A 17,404-nucleotide genomic window follows, 5' to 3' on the forward strand; every position below is an offset into this window, starting at 1 on the left:
AGAAATCAACATGGTAAATGTGAAAATAAACGGTAACCCAATACAGGTTCCTGAAGATGCAACAATTCTTGAAGCCGCGAAGCTTGCGAATATCACTATTCCCACGCTGTGCTACAATGATGATCTCCCCGCGTGGGCTTCCTGCGGTATTTGTATTGTCCGCATGGAAGGCACGCCGCGTATGCTCCGCGCCTGTACAACTAAAGTCACGGAAGGAATGAGTGTTATCACCCATGATCCTGAAGTCGTCAAAGCCCGCAAAACGGTCCTTGAGTTGATTCTGTCAAACCATCCCCAGAAATGTCTGACCTGTATACGGAACAACAACTGCGAGCTTCAGACACTGGCCGCGGAATTCAATATGGACAAGGTCAATTTTGACTATTACATCATTGACAGACCCATAGACAATTCAAACAGCGCCATTGTTTTTGAGCGGACAAAATGTATCAGCTGCGGCCGCTGCGTTGAAGCCTGTCAGGAAGTCCAGAATGTTAACGCGATTGAATACCAGGGCCGCGGCGGTAAAACCGTTATTGCGCCCGCCGCTATGGCACAGCTGACAGACTCTCCCTGTATCCGCTGCGGACAGTGCGCGGCCCATTGTCCGGTCGGCGCAATTTACGAAATGGGAGAAATCCCTCTGGTACAGGAAGGTCTCGCGAACCCCGATCTTGTCAGTGTTGTCCAGATAGCGCCTGCCGTGCGTGTCGCCCTCGGAGAGGAATTCGGAATGAAACCGGGCGAGCTGACTACGGGCAAGATTTTTGCCGCACTCAGGCGGATAGGGTTCCAGCATGTTTTTGACACAAACTGGTCGGCTGACCTGACTATCATGGAAGAAGGAACCGAACTGATCGGACGCCTTCTCCACGGGAAGGGCGCACTTCCCATGTTTACTTCCTGCTGCCCGGGATGGGTCGACTATGTTGAAAAAGTCGGCCATGATCTTCTTCCTCACCTTTCAACAGCAAAGAGTCCCCAGCAGATGATGGGAGCCATGATAAAAACCTATTGGGCGGAAAAGGCAAAGGTCGATCCGAAGAAAATTTTCTCGGTGGCGGTAATGCCCTGTACGGCAAAAAAATATGAATGCAGACGCAATGAAACCATGAGTTCTTCCGGGACCCAGGATGTGGACGCGGTCATTTCCACCCGTGAATTTGCCAAACTGATTAAGATGAGCGGAATTGACTTTAATTCCCTTCCTGAAGAACACGCGGACAATCCGCTCGGCCCGTACAGCGGCGCCGGTACCATTTTCGGAGCGACCGGCGGTGTTATGGAAGCCGCGCTCAGGACAGCATACGCGGTTATTACCGGTACCGAACTTGGCAGTATCGATTACCTGCCCGCCCGCGGCCTTAAAAACGTAAAGGAAGCAAAGATTGATATTAACGGTACTGAAGTCCGCATCGCGGTCGTTCATCAGCTCGGCAATGTTGATCAGGTCCTCGCGAAAGTCCGTGAAGCGAAGATCAAGGGCGGTGAACCGGCGTATCACTTCATTGAAGTGATGGCCTGCCGGGGCGGCTGTGTCGCCGGCGGCGGTCAGCCCTACGGAACCAATGATGAAGTCAGGAAGGAACGTGCGGCCGGTCTGTATACTGACGATCAGAAAAGCCAGGTCAGGGCTTCCCACCAGAACCCCGCCATCAAACAGGTGTACGCCGAATATCTGAAAGAACCGAATTCGGAAAAAGCGCACCATCTGCTCCATACGCATTATGATGAAAGGGAGCCTTACAAGAACTTCCTGTAATACTGGAAAAGCTGTCCGGATAATTTCCGGGCAGCTTTTTTTTGTTCGCACCGGAAAGATGTACTATCGTATATTTATCGTATCACGATGCGATTAATAAAGGAGACAAAGATGAAAATTGCATATACTACTATTATTGTCAGGGATATGGATGAGTCCGTCAGCTTTTACACCGGCATTATGGGATTTGAAGTACACAGCCGGCACAATCCCCAACCGGGTGTTATGATTACCTTACTGAAGGGTCCGGGCGAAACTATGGTGGAACTCATAAAAGAGACAGTCCATGACGCCGGCTTCTATTCGATAGGAATGGATGTTGAAGATTTAAACAGTACAATTGAACGCCTCAAGGCAGGAGGCGCTAAAATTACCATGGAGCCGGTATCAATATCGGTCGGCTCTCTGGCGTTCATCGAAGATCCGAACGGAGTCAGAATAGCGCTCATTCAGCACAGCTGAACTGCTGCTGCTTTCGCCCTGGTCGTTTCTCTTTTATCAGAGCAATTCCCGCGTGAATACATACCAGGCCGAGGCAGAGAAACCATATATAGATAACCGCAGATATTGCATTTGCCGTCTGTTCCAGAGCCGGACTGAGTTCTTCAATAACTGCCTGGGAATTTTCAATATCAGAATTGCCCGCCTGCCCCATAACCAGCCTTGCGAACATAAGTGTCAGAAAATTATTGAAAAAGTGCATTATGACGGGTACAGCCAGCGACCCGGTTTCCCAGGCGGCCCAGGTTATTGCGAGGCCGGAGATAAAGGGTACCGGAATACGTACCGGGTCCGCGTGGAGAAGCGCGAACATAAACGCGCAGATAACGAGCGCTGTTTTCTTTTTTCCTGTTCCGCGTAATCCGGAAAGGAAAAAACCCCTGCAGAGTATTTCTTCGCATACAGCCGGGAAAACGGCAATTGAAAGCAGGGCTGTCCAGATATTCCCGCCGAGAATTGTCGGCAGGAGTTCTTCCGAGACATCTTCCGCATCGGGGAAAAAAAACGAAATGATCACCAGCAGAAACAGGATAAGTACCAGTATTCCTGTTATAAGAACAATGCCTCCGGCCGTCTCCTTTATTGACGGGAGTTTTACGGGAAAGGTCTGTCGCAAATCAAATTTTCTGATAAGGGAATATACAAGAGGGATTACTGCGAATCCGGCTGAAAAAAGCATGGAAGCCACTGAAGAGGGCAGAGAGTTTTCTTCCGGAAAACTTCCCGAAAGATACCCCGCGTACATCATATAGGCTAATACCAGAAGATAAAGTATAAGTACATCTTTTACTGACGGGGTGCGCCGGAGGGGATTTTGTATTTGCGCGGAAATTTCACCGGGACCGGGTTCAGCCGGCGCTTCGGGATCATCCGGAGTTGACATAGACGTCCGCCTTTTGCGCTATAACATTTTTTCCAGAGAACTGAATACAGTCTCCAGATCATTAAAATGCAGTACGGCGTAATGGTCAAGATGCGTCGGCATATCATTTACAATCACAATTTTACCGCCGTTTTTACAGGTGATTCCGGGCAGGTCTGCGGCGGGATACACAACAAGAGAGGAGCCAAGAACCAGCATCAGGTCCGCCTTTTCCGATTCTTTCATCGCTTCCTCAATCGCCCGGGCGGGAAGACTTTCCCCGAAAAAGGTAATGGCCGGTTTCAGCACGGCGCCGCAGCCGGGACATTCGGGAATTTCTCCGCGGCGGACAGCGGGAGCGGTTTTTTCAAAAGTCGTCCGATATCCGCATTCAGGACAATAATGTTCCGAAGGGGATCCATGAATTTCTATGACTTTTTTGCTGCCCGCCTTCTGATGCAGCAGGTCAATGTTCTGCGTAATTATTGACCGGAGCATACCTCGCTTTTCCAGTTTCGCAAGGACCAGATGCACTATTGCCGGCTGTTTTTCATCAAGGTCATAAATAAAATCCCTGGCAAGGGTATAATAAACCGAAGGGTCTTTATAGAATAAATCGATGTCGAACATTTTTTCCGTGTCAGGCATTTTATACAGTCCGTTTTTTCCGCGGAAATCCCGGATACCTGAAAGCGTACTGACTCCGGCCCCGGTAAAGGCGACACAGTGTTTCGAACCGGAAATGAGCCTGAACAGTGATTCAATGCCGGATTTGTTTGCATTTTCGTTCATATCGGGATTATACTACAGTATGCGCCGGAAACAAAGACGCGAATTGATATACGGAGGTTGAGACGTGGCCAAAGATTTATTCAAACTGGGGCTTTCCATTGTCAGCAGAAGCGGCAAGACTATTATTTCATCCGTGGATGAATACGGCTTTCCGAATACCAAGGCCATGCTTAAACCCCGTGAGCAGGATGGGCTGAAAACATTTTATTTGACGACAAATACCTCATCAATGCGGGTCCATCAGTACAGAAACAATCCGAAGGCCTGCCTGTATTTTTTTGATGCCCGGTTTTTCAGGGGTATAATGCTCAGGGGAACAATGGAAGTCCTTGAAGACCAGGAAACAAAGGCCAGAATCTGGAAGACAGGAGACACCATGTATTATAAAGAGGGGGTTACCGATCCCGATTACTGTGTTCTTAAATTTACTGCAAGCGACGCCAGAATTTATGAAAATTTCAAATCCTTGTCTTTTGAAATCGAATAACCGGTATACGGGAAAAAATGTATGAAAAAAGAAAAACTTTTGTATTTGCTTTGGGGCGGGGTTCCGCTGACAAAGGCTGTTTATCTTTTTATAGGGATTAATGATAGAGGTGAATTTTCTGCCCCGCTTGAAATGATACACTATCTTTTTCTCGGTACCGGCTGCCTGCTCTGTTTAGCAGGCATTGCGTTATCGCGGCGGCTGTATTCAAACAGAAAGCCGCAGGAGAGTCCCTTTTTCAGAATTTTCCTTGTGCCCGGGTCAGGGCAGCAGAATTCCACCTGGGCTTCTTTTTTTTCGGCTTTTGTTATATCCCTGGGCTTGGCGGAAACTCCTGCCCTTTTTGACCTTGTCGGATTTCTTATCGCGGGGAATATCTATTACTTTTCAGCCATGATAGCTGTTTCCCTGATAGCCTGGGCGTTTAATTTCCCCAGGCCTGAAAAATACCGCGGAATGATGGAAGAAAAATGATTTCCGGATTGTCGATACTATAACATTATACTATATTAATATAGTATAATGTTATAGTATGAAATGACGGCGCCCTGATTTAAAGCAGATGTCTGGCGTCACACTTCAGTTATTTCAGCGTGATATTTCTGGAGGGCCTTTACATTGCCTTTGCCTTTTCTCGCCGCCTCGATTCCGCGGCCGGCCGCAAGCGCGGCGGCAAGGGTTGTAATATAAGGTATTTTATATTTCAGCACGGCCTTTCTGACTACAGCCTCGTCGACAATAGCGTCCCGGTGGGCGCTGGGTGTGTTTATAACCAGCGTAACGCTCCTGTTTACAATGACATCAATGACATTCGGCCTGCCTTCATTAAGTTTTGCGATTACTTCACACGGGACTCCCGCTTCGCGGTAAAACCCGGCAGTTCCTTCCGTAGCCAGAATTTTGAAGCCCAGTCCTGAAAAAATCTTCCCCACGTTTATTGCCTGCTCGCGGAGATTCTGTTTGTCGGAGAGGCTGATAAGAATACTGCTCCCTTCCTCAAACCCTGCCGGAAGGAAATTGCCCGCGGCTTCCTGGGATTTGTAAAAGGCAAGCGACGGGCTGTCGGAGAGGCCGAGTACTTCTCCGGTGGAGCGCATTTCCGGACCAAGGACCGGATCGACTTCGGGAAATTTATCGAAGGGAAATACGGCTTCCTTTGCGCCGAAGTGGGCGAAGCGTTTTTCCCGCAGATTGAGGCTGGCAAGTTTTTCGCCCAGCATCAGCCGGGTAGCGAGGCTGGCCATCTGGGTATTGCAGACTTTTGAAACAAGAGGCACTGTCCTGCTTGCGCGGGGGTTCGCTTCAAGAACATACACTTTTCCGTCTTCAATTGCGTACTGCATATTCATCAGCCCGCATACATGAAGCGCCTGGGCGATTTTTCTGGTATAATCCTTTATGGCAGCCATATCTTTTTCCGTAAGCGATACCGGCGGAATAATGCAGGCTGAATCTCCCGAGTGTACGCCGGCGAGTTCAATATGTTCCATTATCGCGGGAATATAGACATCTTTTCCGTCCGCAAGCGCGTCGGCCTCACATTCAAGCGCGTTCCTGAGAAAACGGTCAAGGAGCAGCGGTCTGTCCGGCGTAACTCCGGCCGCCTTTTCAACATATTCCCGGAGCATGCTTTCATCATAAATAACTTCCATTCCCCGGCCCCCAGAACAAAGGAGGGGCGGATCATTATGGGGTACCCGATGCTGTTTGCAACCTGTATGGCTTCTTCAATGTTTGCCGCCATGCCTGCTTCGGGCATCGGGATTCCGAGCTGCTCCATCATCTTGCGGAAAAGGTCTCTGTCTTCCGCAATGTCGATGCTCTCGATACTGGTGCCGAGAATTTTAACGCCTTCATCTGAAAGTTCTTTTGCGATATTGAGCGGGGTCTGACCGCCGAACTGGACTATTACGCCTTCCGGTTTTTCTTTTTCATAAATCTGCAGAACGTCTTCGAGCGTGACCGGTTCAAAATACAGCTTGTCGCTGGTGTCATAATCCGTTGATACGGTTTCGGGATTGCAGTTGACCATAATGGTTTCATAGCCGAGGTCCCGCAGGGCAAAGGCGGCGTGTACGCAGCAATAGTCAAATTCTATTCCCTGACCGATGCGGTTCGGGCCGCCGCCCAGAATCATTATTTTCTTTTTTGAAGAACTTGCCTGAGACGCGTCCGGTGCGTTATATGATGAATAATAATAGTACGTGTCTTCCTTGCCGGAAACAGGAACCGCGTGCCAGCCTTCCGTGACGCCGAGTCCGGTCCGTTTGAGCCGTATATCCTTTTCGGATATTCCGAGAATCTTCGCAAGATATTTATCTGAGAAGCCGTCTTTTTTTGCCCGGACAAGCAATTCATCGGAAGGAAGACGCCCCGGAGTTTTGAGTATTTCTTCTTCCAGTTCAACAAGTTCCTTCATTTGCCGGAGAAAGTATTCCTTGATATAGGTAAGTTCATGCAGAGTCCTGATATCCGCGCCTTTCCGCAGGGCTTCATACAAAAGAAAGTACCGTTCACTGGTAGGTTCCCTCAGCATGTCGAGGAGTTCCGCAAGGGTTTTAGTGTTAAAATCCTTTGCGAAACCCAGGCCGTGCCGGCCGTTTTCGAGTCCCCTGATTGCCTTCTGGAATGTTTCCTTGAACGTTTTCCCGATAGCCATTACTTCGCCGACTGCCTTCATCTGTGTTCCGAGGGAGTCTTTTACGCCGCGGAATTTTTCAAATGCCCAGCGGGCGAATTTCAGTACCACATAATCGCCGGACGGCGTATATTTTTCCAGGGTCCCGTCCCTCCAGTAGGGAATTTCATCCAGAGTCATTCCCGACGCGAGTTTTGCCGAAATCAGGGCAATGGGAAATCCTGTTGCCTTTGAAGCAAGCGCCGACGAACGGGAGGTGCGCGGATTTATTTCGATAATGACTATCCGGCCCGTTTTCGGATCATGGGCAAACTGTACATTTGTACCGCCGATAACGCCGATTGATTCGACAATTTTGAAGGCCTGTTTCCGGAGTTCGTCTTCAAGTTCCCTGTCTATGGTCAGAAAGGGCGCGGAACAGAATGAGTCGCCGGTATGGACCCCGACCGCGTCAATATTTTCGATAAAGCAGATAGCGATCATCTGGTTTTTACTGTCCCGTACAACTTCCACCTCAAGTTCTTCCCAGCCCAGGATGGATTCTTCGATGAGGCACTGGTGGGTCAGGGAGAGGTCGAGGCCCCTGCCCGCGACAGTCCGGAGTTCTTCAACATTATATACAAGGCCTCCGCCTGCGCCGCCCATTGTATAAGCCGGCCGCACTACAACCGGATACGAAAGTTCTTCGGCGATTTTTTCCGCTTCCTGCACGGAATAGGCTATGTCGGATTTTGGGGTCGCGATGCCGAGGCTCTGCATCGTTTTTTTAAAAACTTCCCGGTCTTCTCCGCGTTCTATTGCGTCAAGGTTTACACCTATTACTTTTACATTATACTTTTCCAGTATTTTTGCCCTGTTGAGTTCACATGCGAGGTTCAGCCCGGTTTGGCCGCCCAGGTTGGGGAGGAGGGCGTCAGGACGTTCAATTTCAATAATCTGTTCAAGACGGGCAAGATTAAGAGGCTCAATATAGGTCGCGTCAGCCATTACCGGATCGGTCATTATTGTCGCCGGATTCGAGTTTACCAGGACTATTTTGTAGCCCTGTTCCCGAAGCGCCTTACAGGCCTGGGTGCCTGAATAATCGAACTCGCAGGCCTGGCCGATAACTATCGGACCTGAACCGATAATAAGTATTTTGTCTATATCTTCCCGCTTCATAACTACCTCGTAAAATATACAATTTGTCTGGATAAAATACTCCGCCGCAGAGCAGGGCAGACCTTCGGTCTGGAGTATTTTTCTCTCCCGTGGAATTGATCTCAGGTTTAATACCATGGAACCTATAAAAACCGCCGCAAAGCGGCGGGGTATTACACCTTCGCCACGAATAAAAAATAGCATATTGCGGGATTTTTAGGAATAGCAGGCTGTGTAAAAGATGTATGGAATTTCTTTTTCCGGATTACAGCGGCGGGACCGAATAAAGATCCCGGACACGCAGTCCGTTTTTTTCAGCTTCTTTTTTCCATCCGGATGAACCCATCATTTCAAAGGCAAACCGGGGAAAATCAGGGCTGCAGAATGCGTCTTCCGCGCTGTTTCCGTTCAGAATATTGTCCGCAAACCCGGCGAGTATTTTCCCCGGTGTTTTTTTAGGACCGTAGCCCATAGGAACGGAAGGCAGGTTTCCGAGCATTTCCCCCGCGCCGATTCCGATGCCCTGTCCCCAGGACAGTCCGGCCCGGGAACACCAGTGACGGAGCATGCCAAGCGCGCAGCTGTTCTGGCTTCCCTCAAAAAATCCATTGTTGATCAGGGCGTAAACCTTTTGTTTTTCCCGCTGCCCGGTCCGGTTTTTATAGAATTGTTCTATTTTTTGCAATACATATAAGAGGTGGGAAGGAATACCGTCGCCATAAAGAGGAAAGCACAGTACCAGAGCCTCACACACGGAAAGTTCTTTTAAAACATCTTCCCCGATTTCGGGCCGGCTTACCTTCAGATGAAAATATTCGACTTCTGTTCCAAGCCGGTTTTCCAGTTCATCCGCAAAATACTGCGAATTATTCCGCCCCGATTTCGGGCTCCCGTTAATAATAGCAATCTTCACAGTCCGTCCTCCCTGATTTTTCCGCTGTCACTATAAAATTGTACGGAATATGAAAGGGCATTCCGGTTAAGGGCATTTGCCTTTACGATTTGTTCGGCAGTCTGTCTTTCTTCCGGAGTAATATCCTGTCCGTAAAAAAGAACGGACAGGACGTCCCTGTTATTATTGCGTATGGCATGGTGCATGCGTCTGTCGCTCCGTTTTTTGAAAAACGGAAGAATGGCCCCGAGATTGCGGTCTATTATATTTTTTATGAAGGGGCTGAATCCTCCGTATACGCAGCGGCTGATAAAAACTGTTTTTACAGCGCGGCAGGAAAGGGCCCCCAGTTTCTGGAAGTCATCTCTGATTATACAGACCCCGGGTGTTTTCAGCCAGCAGCTGTAACAGCCCAGACAGGGACTGATTTTTTTTCACGCGAGAACACGTGATATTCCGACTCCGCAGAAGGAAACTGTTTGCGGAATTCTTCCGGATCCAAATCATGGAATAATAATTGTATGGGCTTTCCGGTTTCACTGTTTTTTTTCATGTGCCTGTCCTGATACCTTGTTTAGGGGTGATATACTGCTATTACGGCCGCTATCATGTTTTTTTCTTTGCTGTCTGCCGCCGTACCGGTATATTCAGGGGTGAGTTCGACAGACTGTCTGTCCCCTCCGAGTATGATTCTGCCGGTATACAATACCCGGCTCGCATCCCTGAGCGTTCCCTCCACGCAGATGATATATTCACCTGACGGGACCCTGTTTCCGTTCTGATCGCTCCCGTCCCATTTGAATGATAACGGCCCTGTTTTGGGCGTCGCTCCTGTTACGGCGTCGATATTTTTCCGGGGAGCATTTGCGATATCCGAACGTTCAAGCCATACGGGAACACAGTTCGGTCTTTTTTTCCATCCGCCCTTGCCGGTAAATTTTGTTACAAACAGTGTCTTCACCAGGTTTCCCTCACTGTCTTCCACCCAGACCGCAATCTGGTTGCTGGCAAAGCCGCTTTGCCGCGTAAATGTGAGGGAAACAGAAACATCAGCTGCCGGCGTTTCTGCGGTCAGACAGGGAACAAATACGGCAGCCAGTAATACCGCCGCAGCCATAATACCATATAGTTTTTTCATAAAGCATGCCTCCTTGCGTTATATGCCTTCCGGTTCCGATACGGTATTTCCATAACAGGAATTTTTCCGGAAAAGCTCAAATACAGTATAGCCGTTTTTATTCAGTCTGACAAAGTTTTGTTCTCAGTAAAGCAATATTTTTTTGTGTCAGATATCCGCCCGTAATATAAAAGCCGGCAAAATCCTGTGAGTGGTCACCTGTCTCGGTCAGGGTTTTCCCGAGTATTTTTTCCAGCGAATAGCGGAGCAGGGGACTGTCACGGAACTGTCCTATGCCGGTGTCTGAAGTTTTTTTGTAATCTTCCGCAATTTCCCGCCAGGGAACCCCGCACAGAGCCGCAAGCAGAGCGCAGACGACGCCGGTCCGGTCGGAGCCCAATCTGCAGTGTACCAGGACAGGAGCCTCATGGGTTCCTATAAACCGTACAATGTCTGCGAATACCGCGCTGAACCGTTTTCCCGCGGAATCGAAATAAGCGTCTTCGTATGAGGTGTCCGTAAAATACACATTCCCTTTATCGATAAGCTGTTTGTGATAGACGCTTATTGTTTCCCCATTTGCCTCAAGCGCCTTTTCCTCTCCGGACAGGCAGACTACCGAGGCGATTCCGGTTTCCTCCATTAATTCTTTTACAATCGCGCTCCTGCTGTCTTCGGTTTCAAATTGCCTGAAGGATTTCTTGTACGGATGATAAGACCGGAACAGGCCTTCCGCTCCTAGGACTTTCCGGAAATTGCTTATAACCATGCGGTCCTGCGCATTTTTCAGATTAAAATCCCTCAGTGTTTTTATATACTCTGCCTTCCGTTTTTTTTCTTCAAAAAAGAGGCGGTCGTCTTCCGGAAACAGAACAGCGTAATTTTCAAGAAAGGAACAGGCAAAGTCTGATTCTTCTTTACTGACAAGATTACGGCGGATTCCGTCATCGTCAAAAAAAATAAAATTGAATTCCGGATATCCGGAATTTCCCGGCGTCCGGATAAGATCCGTTTTTATCCTGAGCATCCATTTTTTTTCCGGTTTTTCCGGCGGCAGTTTCCATGCGGGGTCCGGTTCGGGCAGCCACTTATTAAAAGGCCCGCCAAGAAAAATGGCGGTATCGTCCTTAACCGTATAGCCGGTATGTTGCATATAAAACAGGGCTTCGTCCAGTGTAAAGGTTATCCTGGTGTTGTCACCTGAAAGATGGTAAAGGTCATGCATATAATATCCTGAAAAATAAGAATAACAACCGCTGTAAAACAGGTACTGGCTTTTCCCTTCCGGAGTTTCATATACGCGGAAAGTATAATGCGGTGTAGTTTGACATACCGGAGAACGGTTTGTTCTTCAAAGCCCGCTGTATGCGTATTTATTCCAGTATATGGGCTCTGCGGCGTTATTGTCAAACCGGTGAAAAATAACATATATTTCAGTGAAACAAACGAAATACAAACAAAAAAGTGAAAAACTTGAGTATATTATAATTATAACATTATTTTAGGCAGTAAAATAATTGTTTGGGCGGATAAATATATATTGAAAAACAACAAGGAGAGAGTGTCATGCTGTCTGAAATTCTGTATAACCTCATAGATGTTGATGTTAAAACCCTCATCGCGGTGCTCTTTTGGGGAAATCTTACCTCGGTTTCCCTTGTATTTTCATTTCAGATCGCGAGCAAAAACGTAAGCGAAAGAAAGCTGGCGGCCTACTTTATCACCGCAAAGCTGCTCCAGGCCGTTGCCTATCTGCTTATTTTTTTCCGCGGCTTTTTTCCCGATTTTCTGACAGTGAATCTCGGTAATTCGTTAATACTCGCCGGTTTTTATTTTGAGGCCATATCGATTTTTATCGTAGTGCATGAGGAAAATAAAAAATGGCATCATCTGGTTCTGGTTATTGCCGTTATTTCAATTATAGTTTTTAATATAATCGAATACACTACTCCGGACACCTCTCTCAGAATTACCGTTTCCTCCTTCACTGTCTTTTTGATACTGCTTGTTCCCAGCCTGAAGCTGCTCCTGTCAAATAAATCAACCTGGTTTAAAAGAAGCGTCGGTGTATATTATATAGTTTTTGTGGCCCTCCTTTTGCCCCGCGGCATATATGCCATAAGCAACACGGAAGCGGATATTTTTACCAATTTTCTTATACAGAGTCTTACCTTCCTCGCGCTTGTGATGCTGATGGTTTTCAGTCTTTCCGCCTATCTTCTTTTACTGAAGGAAAGTTCGGATAAGGTAATCCATCATATGGCAACAAGCGATTATTTAACCGGCCTTTCGAACAGGCAGAACTTTTATGATGAAGCGAATGTTCTCTTTGATAAGATTAAAAGAAAGAAAAAAACAATGGCGGTCCTCTTCATGGACATAGACCACTTCAAGAAAATAAATGATACCTACGGGCATACTTTTGGCGACGAGGTCCTGATACAGTTTTCAGAGAGTATCGGAAAGAGTCTCAGAGAAGACGACCTGTCCTGCCGTTACGGCGGCGAGGAATTTGTTGTCTTTCTTTCTACAAACGGTCTGGCGAACGCAAAAAAGGTCGCAACAAGAATAATGAATGGAATAAAAGATCTCCATTTTGGTCAGTTCCCGGACTTTACATTTACGATCAGTATAGGAATTGCCTATGGCGTTCCTAAAAAAGAAGAACATCTTAATGATTATATTGACCGCGCCGACTGCGCCCTGTATGAAGCGAAAAATAACGGCCGCAACAGAATCGAAGTATTCAAAGCGTCCTGATCCGGTACGGCCGGGTCAGGACGGCACCATCATTCCGTCATAGGCAATGCGTATTTTTTTTCCGGTTTCCTTTGAAAAATAGGCGGAAAGTTTTTTTGCCAGCTGCGGATTTATTCTGTCCGGTTCTTCAATATGACCGAGGACAAACTGCCGTGATTTCAGCTTCCGGACAATGTTGATTGTTTCGGCAGTCGTATGTTCATTCTTCAGTATGGGATTATCACTGTCCACCAAAGCCCTGCCGGTAAGGGGGTTTTCGGCAAATATCCCGAAAGGAAGATATACCAGATCGTAATCCGTTGCGCTAATTTCCGGGTCCGGAATCCAGTGTTTTATTTCATCCATAATAATCAGAATTTTTTTTGTTGAATCGCCTATCTCATAGCCGAAAACAAAATCAAAGAAAAGCCTGACCGGTTTTATTGTATAGCCATTAACTGAAAAAGTTTCATCATCTTTTATGATTTGTATTTCAACCAACCCCTCCGCTTCCAGAAACTCGAGATGCTCCATAATCGCCATGGATGATCTGAAGGATTCAGCTATTTTCTCCGGCAGGAGAATCTGGGTCGTTTTATTTTTTCCGGGTATTCGTCCCCAGTGTTTGTTTATTTCAAAAATTCTTTTTCCCGCGATGTGATCAGGGTGCCAGTGCGAAAAAAGACAAATGCTGATACGCTTAACCGAGGAACGGTTAAGCTCTACGGATATTTCTTCGGGAGTATCTATGAGAATATCGGGACCGTGGACAAAGACGGACGGGCCAAGCCGGGAATACGGCGATCCTTTCTTTCTTGCCTCGGTACAAATCTTACAGAAACACAGCGGGCGCGGGGTCGTAATTGAACCGCTGGACCCAAGCACTTCAAGCTTCATTATTTTCTTCCTTGACTTATAATCTGCCGTATATTAAATTTAACATACTATGAAAAAGATTATACCACTTATACTTATTCTGAGCACTGTCCTGCTGTTGTCCTGCAGGGAAAAAACTTCGGTCACACCGGAAACTGTTGCGGGTACATACACCGGCACCATTCCGGCGGCGTCATCTCCCGGTATTGATCTTACCGTAACACTTCGTCCCGATAAAACGTGGACAGTGATTATGCTGTATATTGATGAGGACGGCGGTCCTTTTGAATCAACCGGAAAATATTCCATTGATTCTTCAGACAATACCATACGGCTGGAAACCGGTCACCGTCCCTATCTGTTCCGGAGTAAGGGTTCGGACCTTCTCTGGCTGGACGGCGACGGTAATGAAATTACCGGAGATCTGGCCGATATGTACGTTCTTCACCGCCAGTAACAGATTTTCTGTCCCGTGTTTCATCCGGTGAATGCATGAGTCTGCGTTCACCGGGGCTTTTTATATAAAATTCCTGTTTTTGGTGTATGACTGTTTCCTTTTGCAGCCTCCGGTTATTTCTATGTGTATAAAAATACGAGTTTATGTGTATAGCCTTTGCTGTTAAGCCCATCCTGATATTGCACTTCATGTTTTCTCTTTGTTCCTGAAAATTTTCTCCGCGGTTTTGCGCCGGACAATTCCATTTGTTTTCCGTAAAACCTGAAAAATATCCGTTCCGTTCTTCCTGGCGGTGAAAATATACCCCTGAAAAATGCATAGTTTTTTTCACCAGCTATGGTATAGTTAATCTGCATTCTAAGGAGACATCAATGAAAGAGAAATTTTCCTGTTCCCTGAACGGAAATATGTGGTGGAAGCCATATATATGCATGTTATTATTCAACATTTTTTTTCAGTTCATCATGCAGCGGAGCGAATCCTATCTTGAACTGGCAATCAGCATGAACGATATAATCCGCGATTTGCTCCTCATGCTTGCGTCGCTTGTTCTTATGTTGATTGTTCAGTCCGCGCTTATGGTCGCTCTTGTTAAAATAGCGCTCTCCGCAATTTCCCTGAGCGGTATTCCTTTCCGGTTTACCGGGACAATAGGTAAGGCAATTGAAACATATACTCTTGGAATAATTTTCGTGATAATTACGTTCGGAATATATACCCCATGGTACATAAGAAGGGTAACGGCTTTTTGGGTTGACAATACGGAATTCGACGGAGAGCGTCCCGTTTTTCTGGGCCGGGGAGGTTCTCTCTTTAAGTACATTTTGCTTTTTGGTTTTATTCCCATTTTTGTCTGCGCCTTTTTGGGCGGGCTGCTGTCACTTTACTCTGAAATAGTAATGTATGTGGTCATTATAGGGGCGGTCATACTTATCGCCGCCGTCCTGTCCTATTTTTATATTGTCTGGATGTTCAACATTGAATGGCGTGGAATCCGTATAAAGTGCGATGCTGTCGCCGGCCCTGCTGTGAATTTCCTGCTGGGGCAGATCGTCTTATGCGTCATTACAATTGGCATTTATATTCCGGCGATGATGGGCAAGGTATACCGGTATTTTGCTTCCTGTATTGTTCTTGAAAAGGACGGACGCGAATACGGCCGGGGCCGTCTGGACTGCGATACCTGGCAGGTTTTCAAATTTCTGTGGAAAACAATGCTTTTAATGATTGTAACTCTGGGTATTTATACTCCCTGGGCATATGCAAATATTCTCCGGTATTTTCTCAATAACCTGTATATTGAAACGGGAACGCCCCTTATAGGCGCTGAAGAAAAACTGCTTACAGCAGATATTTCGCAGGAAGAAAACAGGGGAAATCCGGAAGGATCAGGACGGGAAGAAAATCAGGAATAACCGTGCGGGCTTCCCGCTCCATTGCTGCGGGAAGTCTGGCCCTTATTTTTTCGGCATCAGAAAAGCCGCTATAAAATAGACCAGTATACCTGCTCCGAAAATCAGGGCAAAGAAAACCCATATAATACGCATCAGTGTTACATCAACATCAAAATATTCGGCAAATCCGGCGCAGACCCCCAGAAATATTTTTCCCTCTTGAAGGCGGTATAATGTTTTTGCCATATGTTTTCCCCCAGGTTAATTCGTTATCGCTTCATTGAAACTGCTGCGGAGCAGGCTTTTTTTAGCATCTGACAGTGTTCCGGTCCCGTCTTTCTGATTCAGGACGGCGACTTCTTCAATTATACCATATATTCTGTCATATTCAACAAATGAAAGGATATAGCAGGTTCCGTTTTCTGAAATATACTGTTCTTCATCCTGAACAAAAAGAAGGATTTCATTTGCCGACTGATATGCTATCAGAACTATCAGTTCAAGACCAAAGATTTCCGCCTGCTGTTTTTTTTCAAATCCCTCAAGCGTTTTGAATGTTATCTCGAAAGCTTTCGGAAAAATACTGTTTCTGGTATTCTGCTTTGCCTTGATTATCGCTGCTGCCGTGTCCTCGCCCGAAGCGGCCGCCGCCGCGTATAATTTTGTTTTGCTGCGCGGAGGGCTGTTCATCCATCGCGGAGCGTCCCGGTCCACGCCTGATGTCGCGCACGCGGCGCACATCAGAACCGCCGCAGTCATTATGCACAAAAGCGCCCTGCGAATTTTACACGCCATATTTGCCCTGTTCGAAAATTACATTTCTGGTATATTTTTCAGTATCATACAGCATTGAAACCGGAACGCCATAGGCGGTTTCCAGGGCCTCCCGGGTAAGGACTTCCTCAGGCGTGCCGAGATCAATACGGTGATCGGGATAAAACAGCATAACCGTATCCGCGTATTTGCGGGTCAGTGACAGCTCATGGAGCGAAATAACAATTGAAACATCGGTATTTCTGTACAGGTCGCGGAAGAAATCCAGGGCCTTTTCCTTCTGGTATTGTTCCATCGCGAAAACAGGTTCATCCATCATAATCACTTTCGAGCCGTACAAAGCAGAAAAGGCCAGCAATACCCGCTGGTTTTCACCTTTTGAAAGTTCGTCCGGTCTGCGGTTCAGGAGTTTTTCAAGTTCCAGGGCGGAAAGTACCAGCCGGAAAAAAACATCATCTTTTGAATAATGTCCGCCGTTTTCATACACGAATTCCAGAAGGGCCTTTACAGTGATATCTTCATCAAGAATGAATTCCATATTCTGGAACAGAAAGGAGCAGACGAGATTTCGCTGGTGTTCGACTTTTTCAGTCAGGCCGGGTCCTTTTTCACCCGTATAGTTTTTCCAGTGTCCGCTCAAAACCCTCGTATCATAGCCGCACAATTCTATCTTTCCATGCGAAGGCAGTATCCGGCCTCCGGCAAGCAGCATAAAAGTCGACTTTCCCGACCCGTTCGGGCCTACCAGACTTATAAAACCGGGCGGAATGTCGGCGGTAAATGAGTCAAACATGGGGGAAAACCACATATCCGATTTTTTGTTCGCAGGAGGATTAGTCCATGAGAAATACACATCAAAAAAACGCACCAGAGGCGCTCTGTTCTTTGTAACAGTATTCATTATGCTTCTTTGTTCTCTAAATAACATGGCTAGTATAGCATAAAACCCTTCAGAAAGTCCCGAAATTGTCTT

At 47.0% G+C, this 17,404-nt stretch carries 19 protein-coding genes and 1 pseudogene; 8 read left to right on the forward strand and 12 right to left on the reverse strand.

All coding sequences use genetic code 11. The features are described from left to right. Nucleotides 1–10: 10 nt before the first annotated feature. Entirely contained in the window at nt 11–1,762 is a 1,752-nt protein-coding gene (locus K7I13_RS10595) for an NADH-dependent [FeFe] hydrogenase, group A6 (protein ID WP_255945446.1), read from the forward strand. A gap of 111 nt (nt 1,763–1,873) precedes the next feature. After that, nucleotides 1,874–2,224, forward strand: coding sequence for a VOC family protein (locus K7I13_RS10600; RefSeq protein ID WP_255945448.1), 351 nt, complete (start codon nt 1,874–1,876; stop codon nt 2,222–2,224). Here K7I13_RS10600 and K7I13_RS10605 read toward each other — a convergent pair. Both K7I13_RS10605 and K7I13_RS10610 read right to left on the reverse strand, forming a co-directional pair. Next, a complete protein-coding gene (locus tag K7I13_RS10605; protein ID WP_255945450.1) occupies nt 2,208–3,146 on the reverse strand; it encodes a CPBP family intramembrane glutamic endopeptidase in 939 nt (312 codons plus the stop codon). The genes K7I13_RS10600 and K7I13_RS10605 overlap by 17 nt on opposite strands. An 18-nt stretch (nt 3,147–3,164) precedes the next feature. After that, the gene (locus K7I13_RS10610) at nt 3,165–3,917 is read right to left on the reverse strand and encodes an NAD-dependent protein deacylase (RefSeq protein WP_255945452.1); all 753 of its coding nucleotides are present in this window, start codon (nt 3,915–3,917) and stop codon (nt 3,165–3,167) included. Between the two features lie 64 nt (nt 3,918–3,981). Between K7I13_RS10610 and K7I13_RS10615 the strand changes: the two genes are divergently transcribed. Together K7I13_RS10615 and K7I13_RS10620 are read left to right on the forward strand one after the other, a co-directional pair. Next, nucleotides 3,982–4,404, forward strand: coding sequence for a pyridoxamine 5'-phosphate oxidase family protein (locus K7I13_RS10615; RefSeq protein WP_255945454.1), 423 nt, complete (start codon nt 3,982–3,984; stop codon nt 4,402–4,404). Nucleotides 4,405–4,425: 21 nt separating this feature from the next. Next, nucleotides 4,426–4,878 (forward strand): hypothetical protein, encoded by a 453-nt coding sequence (locus K7I13_RS10620; RefSeq protein ID WP_255945456.1) that lies wholly within the window; start codon nt 4,426–4,428, stop codon nt 4,876–4,878. 98 nt (nt 4,879–4,976) lie between these two features. On the opposite strand, the gene K7I13_RS15695 is transcribed toward K7I13_RS10620, so the two are convergent. The 4 genes and pseudogenes from K7I13_RS15695 to K7I13_RS10640 form a co-directional block, all read right to left on the reverse strand. After that, nucleotides 4,977–5,648, reverse strand: coding sequence for a hypothetical protein (locus tag K7I13_RS15695; protein ID WP_369413753.1), 672 nt, complete (start codon nt 5,646–5,648; stop codon nt 4,977–4,979). A gap of 15 nt (nt 5,649–5,663) precedes the next feature. Next, nucleotides 5,664–8,386 (reverse strand): annotated as a pseudogene (carB, locus tag K7I13_RS10630) (carbamoyl-phosphate synthase large subunit); the annotation flags it as partial. 61 nt (nt 8,387–8,447) lie between these two features. Further along, on the reverse strand, nt 8,448–9,095 hold the full coding sequence (locus K7I13_RS10635) for an NAD(P)H-dependent oxidoreductase (RefSeq protein ID WP_255945460.1): 648 nt from the start codon (nt 9,093–9,095) through the stop codon (nt 8,448–8,450). After that, on the reverse strand, nt 9,092–9,280 hold the full coding sequence (locus K7I13_RS10640; protein WP_255945462.1) for a hypothetical protein: 189 nt from the start codon (nt 9,278–9,280) through the stop codon (nt 9,092–9,094). Before K7I13_RS10640 ends, K7I13_RS10635 begins: the two co-directional genes overlap by 4 nt. Here K7I13_RS10640 and K7I13_RS10645 point away from each other — a divergent pair. Then, nucleotides 9,272–9,526 carry a hypothetical protein gene (locus tag K7I13_RS10645; RefSeq protein ID WP_255945464.1) on the forward strand — a complete coding sequence of 85 codons (255 nt, stop codon included), beginning with the start codon at nt 9,272–9,274 and terminating at the stop codon, nt 9,524–9,526. The two genes, K7I13_RS10640 and K7I13_RS10645, sit on opposite strands and share 9 nt — an antisense overlap. A 122-nt stretch (nt 9,527–9,648) precedes the next feature. On the opposite strand, the gene K7I13_RS10650 is transcribed toward K7I13_RS10645, so the two are convergent. Together K7I13_RS10650 and K7I13_RS10655 are read right to left on the reverse strand one after the other, a co-directional pair. After that, nucleotides 9,649–10,212: a DUF2271 domain-containing protein gene (locus tag K7I13_RS10650; protein WP_255945466.1), complete on the reverse strand. Its 564-nt coding sequence runs from the start codon at nt 10,210–10,212 to the stop codon at nt 9,649–9,651. 97 nt (nt 10,213–10,309) lie between these two features. Further along, complete coding sequence (locus K7I13_RS10655) at nt 10,310–11,416, reverse strand: tyrosine-protein phosphatase (protein ID WP_255945468.1); 1,107 nt, start codon at nt 11,414–11,416, stop codon at nt 10,310–10,312. Nucleotides 11,417–11,757: 341 nt separating this feature from the next. On the opposite strand from K7I13_RS10655, the gene K7I13_RS10660 reads away from it, so the two are divergent. Further along, nucleotides 11,758–12,951, forward strand: a complete 1,194-nt coding sequence (locus K7I13_RS10660; RefSeq protein ID WP_255945470.1) for a GGDEF domain-containing protein — start codon at nt 11,758–11,760, stop codon at nt 12,949–12,951. Between the two features lie 15 nt (nt 12,952–12,966). On the opposite strand, the gene K7I13_RS10665 is transcribed toward K7I13_RS10660, so the two are convergent. Next, nucleotides 12,967–13,827 (reverse strand): MBL fold metallo-hydrolase, encoded by an 861-nt coding sequence (locus tag K7I13_RS10665; RefSeq protein WP_255945472.1) that lies wholly within the window; start codon nt 13,825–13,827, stop codon nt 12,967–12,969. A gap of 49 nt (nt 13,828–13,876) precedes the next feature. Between K7I13_RS10665 and K7I13_RS10670 the strand changes: the two genes are divergently transcribed. Together K7I13_RS10670 and K7I13_RS10675 are read left to right on the forward strand one after the other, a co-directional pair. Further along, complete coding sequence (locus K7I13_RS10670) at nt 13,877–14,263, forward strand: copper resistance protein NlpE (protein WP_255945474.1); 387 nt, start codon at nt 13,877–13,879, stop codon at nt 14,261–14,263. A 371-nt stretch (nt 14,264–14,634) separates the two neighbouring features. After that, a complete protein-coding gene (locus K7I13_RS10675; protein ID WP_255945476.1) occupies nt 14,635–15,678 on the forward strand; it encodes a DUF898 family protein in 1,044 nt (347 codons plus the stop codon). Between the two features lie 42 nt (nt 15,679–15,720). Here the strand turns inward: K7I13_RS10675 and K7I13_RS10680 are convergent, their stop codons facing one another. Genes K7I13_RS10680 through K7I13_RS10690 form a run of 3 tightly spaced genes read right to left on the reverse strand, consistent with a single transcriptional unit; the run spans nt 15,721 to nt 17,332 of the window. Next, entirely contained in the window at nt 15,721–15,903 is a 183-nt protein-coding gene (locus K7I13_RS10680; protein ID WP_255945478.1) for a PspC domain-containing protein, read from the reverse strand. A 15-nt stretch (nt 15,904–15,918) separates the two neighbouring features. Further along, the gene (locus tag K7I13_RS10685; RefSeq protein ID WP_255945480.1) at nt 15,919–16,452 is read right to left on the reverse strand and encodes a hypothetical protein; all 534 of its coding nucleotides are present in this window, start codon (nt 16,450–16,452) and stop codon (nt 15,919–15,921) included. Next, entirely contained in the window at nt 16,442–17,332 is an 891-nt protein-coding gene (locus K7I13_RS10690) for an ATP-binding cassette domain-containing protein (protein ID WP_255945482.1), read from the reverse strand. The genes K7I13_RS10685 and K7I13_RS10690 overlap by 11 nt, the downstream gene beginning before the upstream one ends. Nucleotides 17,333–17,404 lie beyond the last annotated feature (72 nt).

Origin of the sequence: Brucepastera parasyntrophica (assembly GCF_022376835.1) — a bacterium.
Taxonomy (GTDB): Bacteria; Spirochaetota; Spirochaetia; order Treponematales; family Treponemataceae; genus Brucepastera; species Brucepastera parasyntrophica.

What these genes read in the sequence shown, in the direction of transcription:
- K7I13_RS10595 (WP_255945446.1), top strand. Translation starts at nt 11, where the DNA reads ATGGTAAATGTGAAAATAAACGGTAACCCAATACAGGTTCCTGAAGAT.
- K7I13_RS10600 (WP_255945448.1), top strand. Translation starts at nt 1,874, where the DNA reads ATGAAAATTGCATATACTACTATTATTGTCAGGGATATGGATGAGTCC.
- K7I13_RS10605 (WP_255945450.1), bottom strand. Translation starts at nt 3,146, where the DNA reads ATGTCAACTCCGGATGATCCCGAAGCGCCGGCTGAACCCGGTCCCGGT.
- K7I13_RS10610 (WP_255945452.1), bottom strand. Translation starts at nt 3,917, where the DNA reads ATGAACGAAAATGCAAACAAATCCGGCATTGAATCACTGTTCAGGCTC.
- K7I13_RS10620 (WP_255945456.1), top strand. Translation starts at nt 4,426, where the DNA reads ATGAAAAAAGAAAAACTTTTGTATTTGCTTTGGGGCGGGGTTCCGCTG.
- K7I13_RS15695 (WP_369413753.1), bottom strand. Translation starts at nt 5,648, where the DNA reads ATGGCCAGCCTCGCTACCCGGCTGATGCTGGGCGAAAAACTTGCCAGC.
- K7I13_RS10645 (WP_255945464.1), top strand. Translation starts at nt 9,272, where the DNA reads ATGGTGCATGCGTCTGTCGCTCCGTTTTTTGAAAAACGGAAGAATGGC.
- K7I13_RS10640 (WP_255945462.1), bottom strand. Translation starts at nt 9,280, where the DNA reads ATGCACCATGCCATACGCAATAATAACAGGGACGTCCTGTCCGTTCTT.
- K7I13_RS10650 (WP_255945466.1), bottom strand. Translation starts at nt 10,212, where the DNA reads ATGAAAAAACTATATGGTATTATGGCTGCGGCGGTATTACTGGCTGCC.
- K7I13_RS10655 (WP_255945468.1), bottom strand. Translation starts at nt 11,416, where the DNA reads ATGCATGACCTTTACCATCTTTCAGGTGACAACACCAGGATAACCTTT.
- K7I13_RS10660 (WP_255945470.1), top strand. Translation starts at nt 11,758, where the DNA reads ATGCTGTCTGAAATTCTGTATAACCTCATAGATGTTGATGTTAAAACC.
- K7I13_RS10665 (WP_255945472.1), bottom strand. Translation starts at nt 13,827, where the DNA reads ATGAAGCTTGAAGTGCTTGGGTCCAGCGGTTCAATTACGACCCCGCGC.
- K7I13_RS10670 (WP_255945474.1), top strand. Translation starts at nt 13,877, where the DNA reads ATGAAAAAGATTATACCACTTATACTTATTCTGAGCACTGTCCTGCTG.
- K7I13_RS10675 (WP_255945476.1), top strand. Translation starts at nt 14,635, where the DNA reads ATGAAAGAGAAATTTTCCTGTTCCCTGAACGGAAATATGTGGTGGAAG.
- K7I13_RS10680 (WP_255945478.1), bottom strand. Translation starts at nt 15,903, where the DNA reads ATGGCAAAAACATTATACCGCCTTCAAGAGGGAAAAATATTTCTGGGG.
- K7I13_RS10685 (WP_255945480.1), bottom strand. Translation starts at nt 16,452, where the DNA reads ATGGCGTGTAAAATTCGCAGGGCGCTTTTGTGCATAATGACTGCGGCG.
- K7I13_RS10690 (WP_255945482.1), bottom strand. Translation starts at nt 17,332, where the DNA reads ATGAATACTGTTACAAAGAACAGAGCGCCTCTGGTGCGTTTTTTTGAT.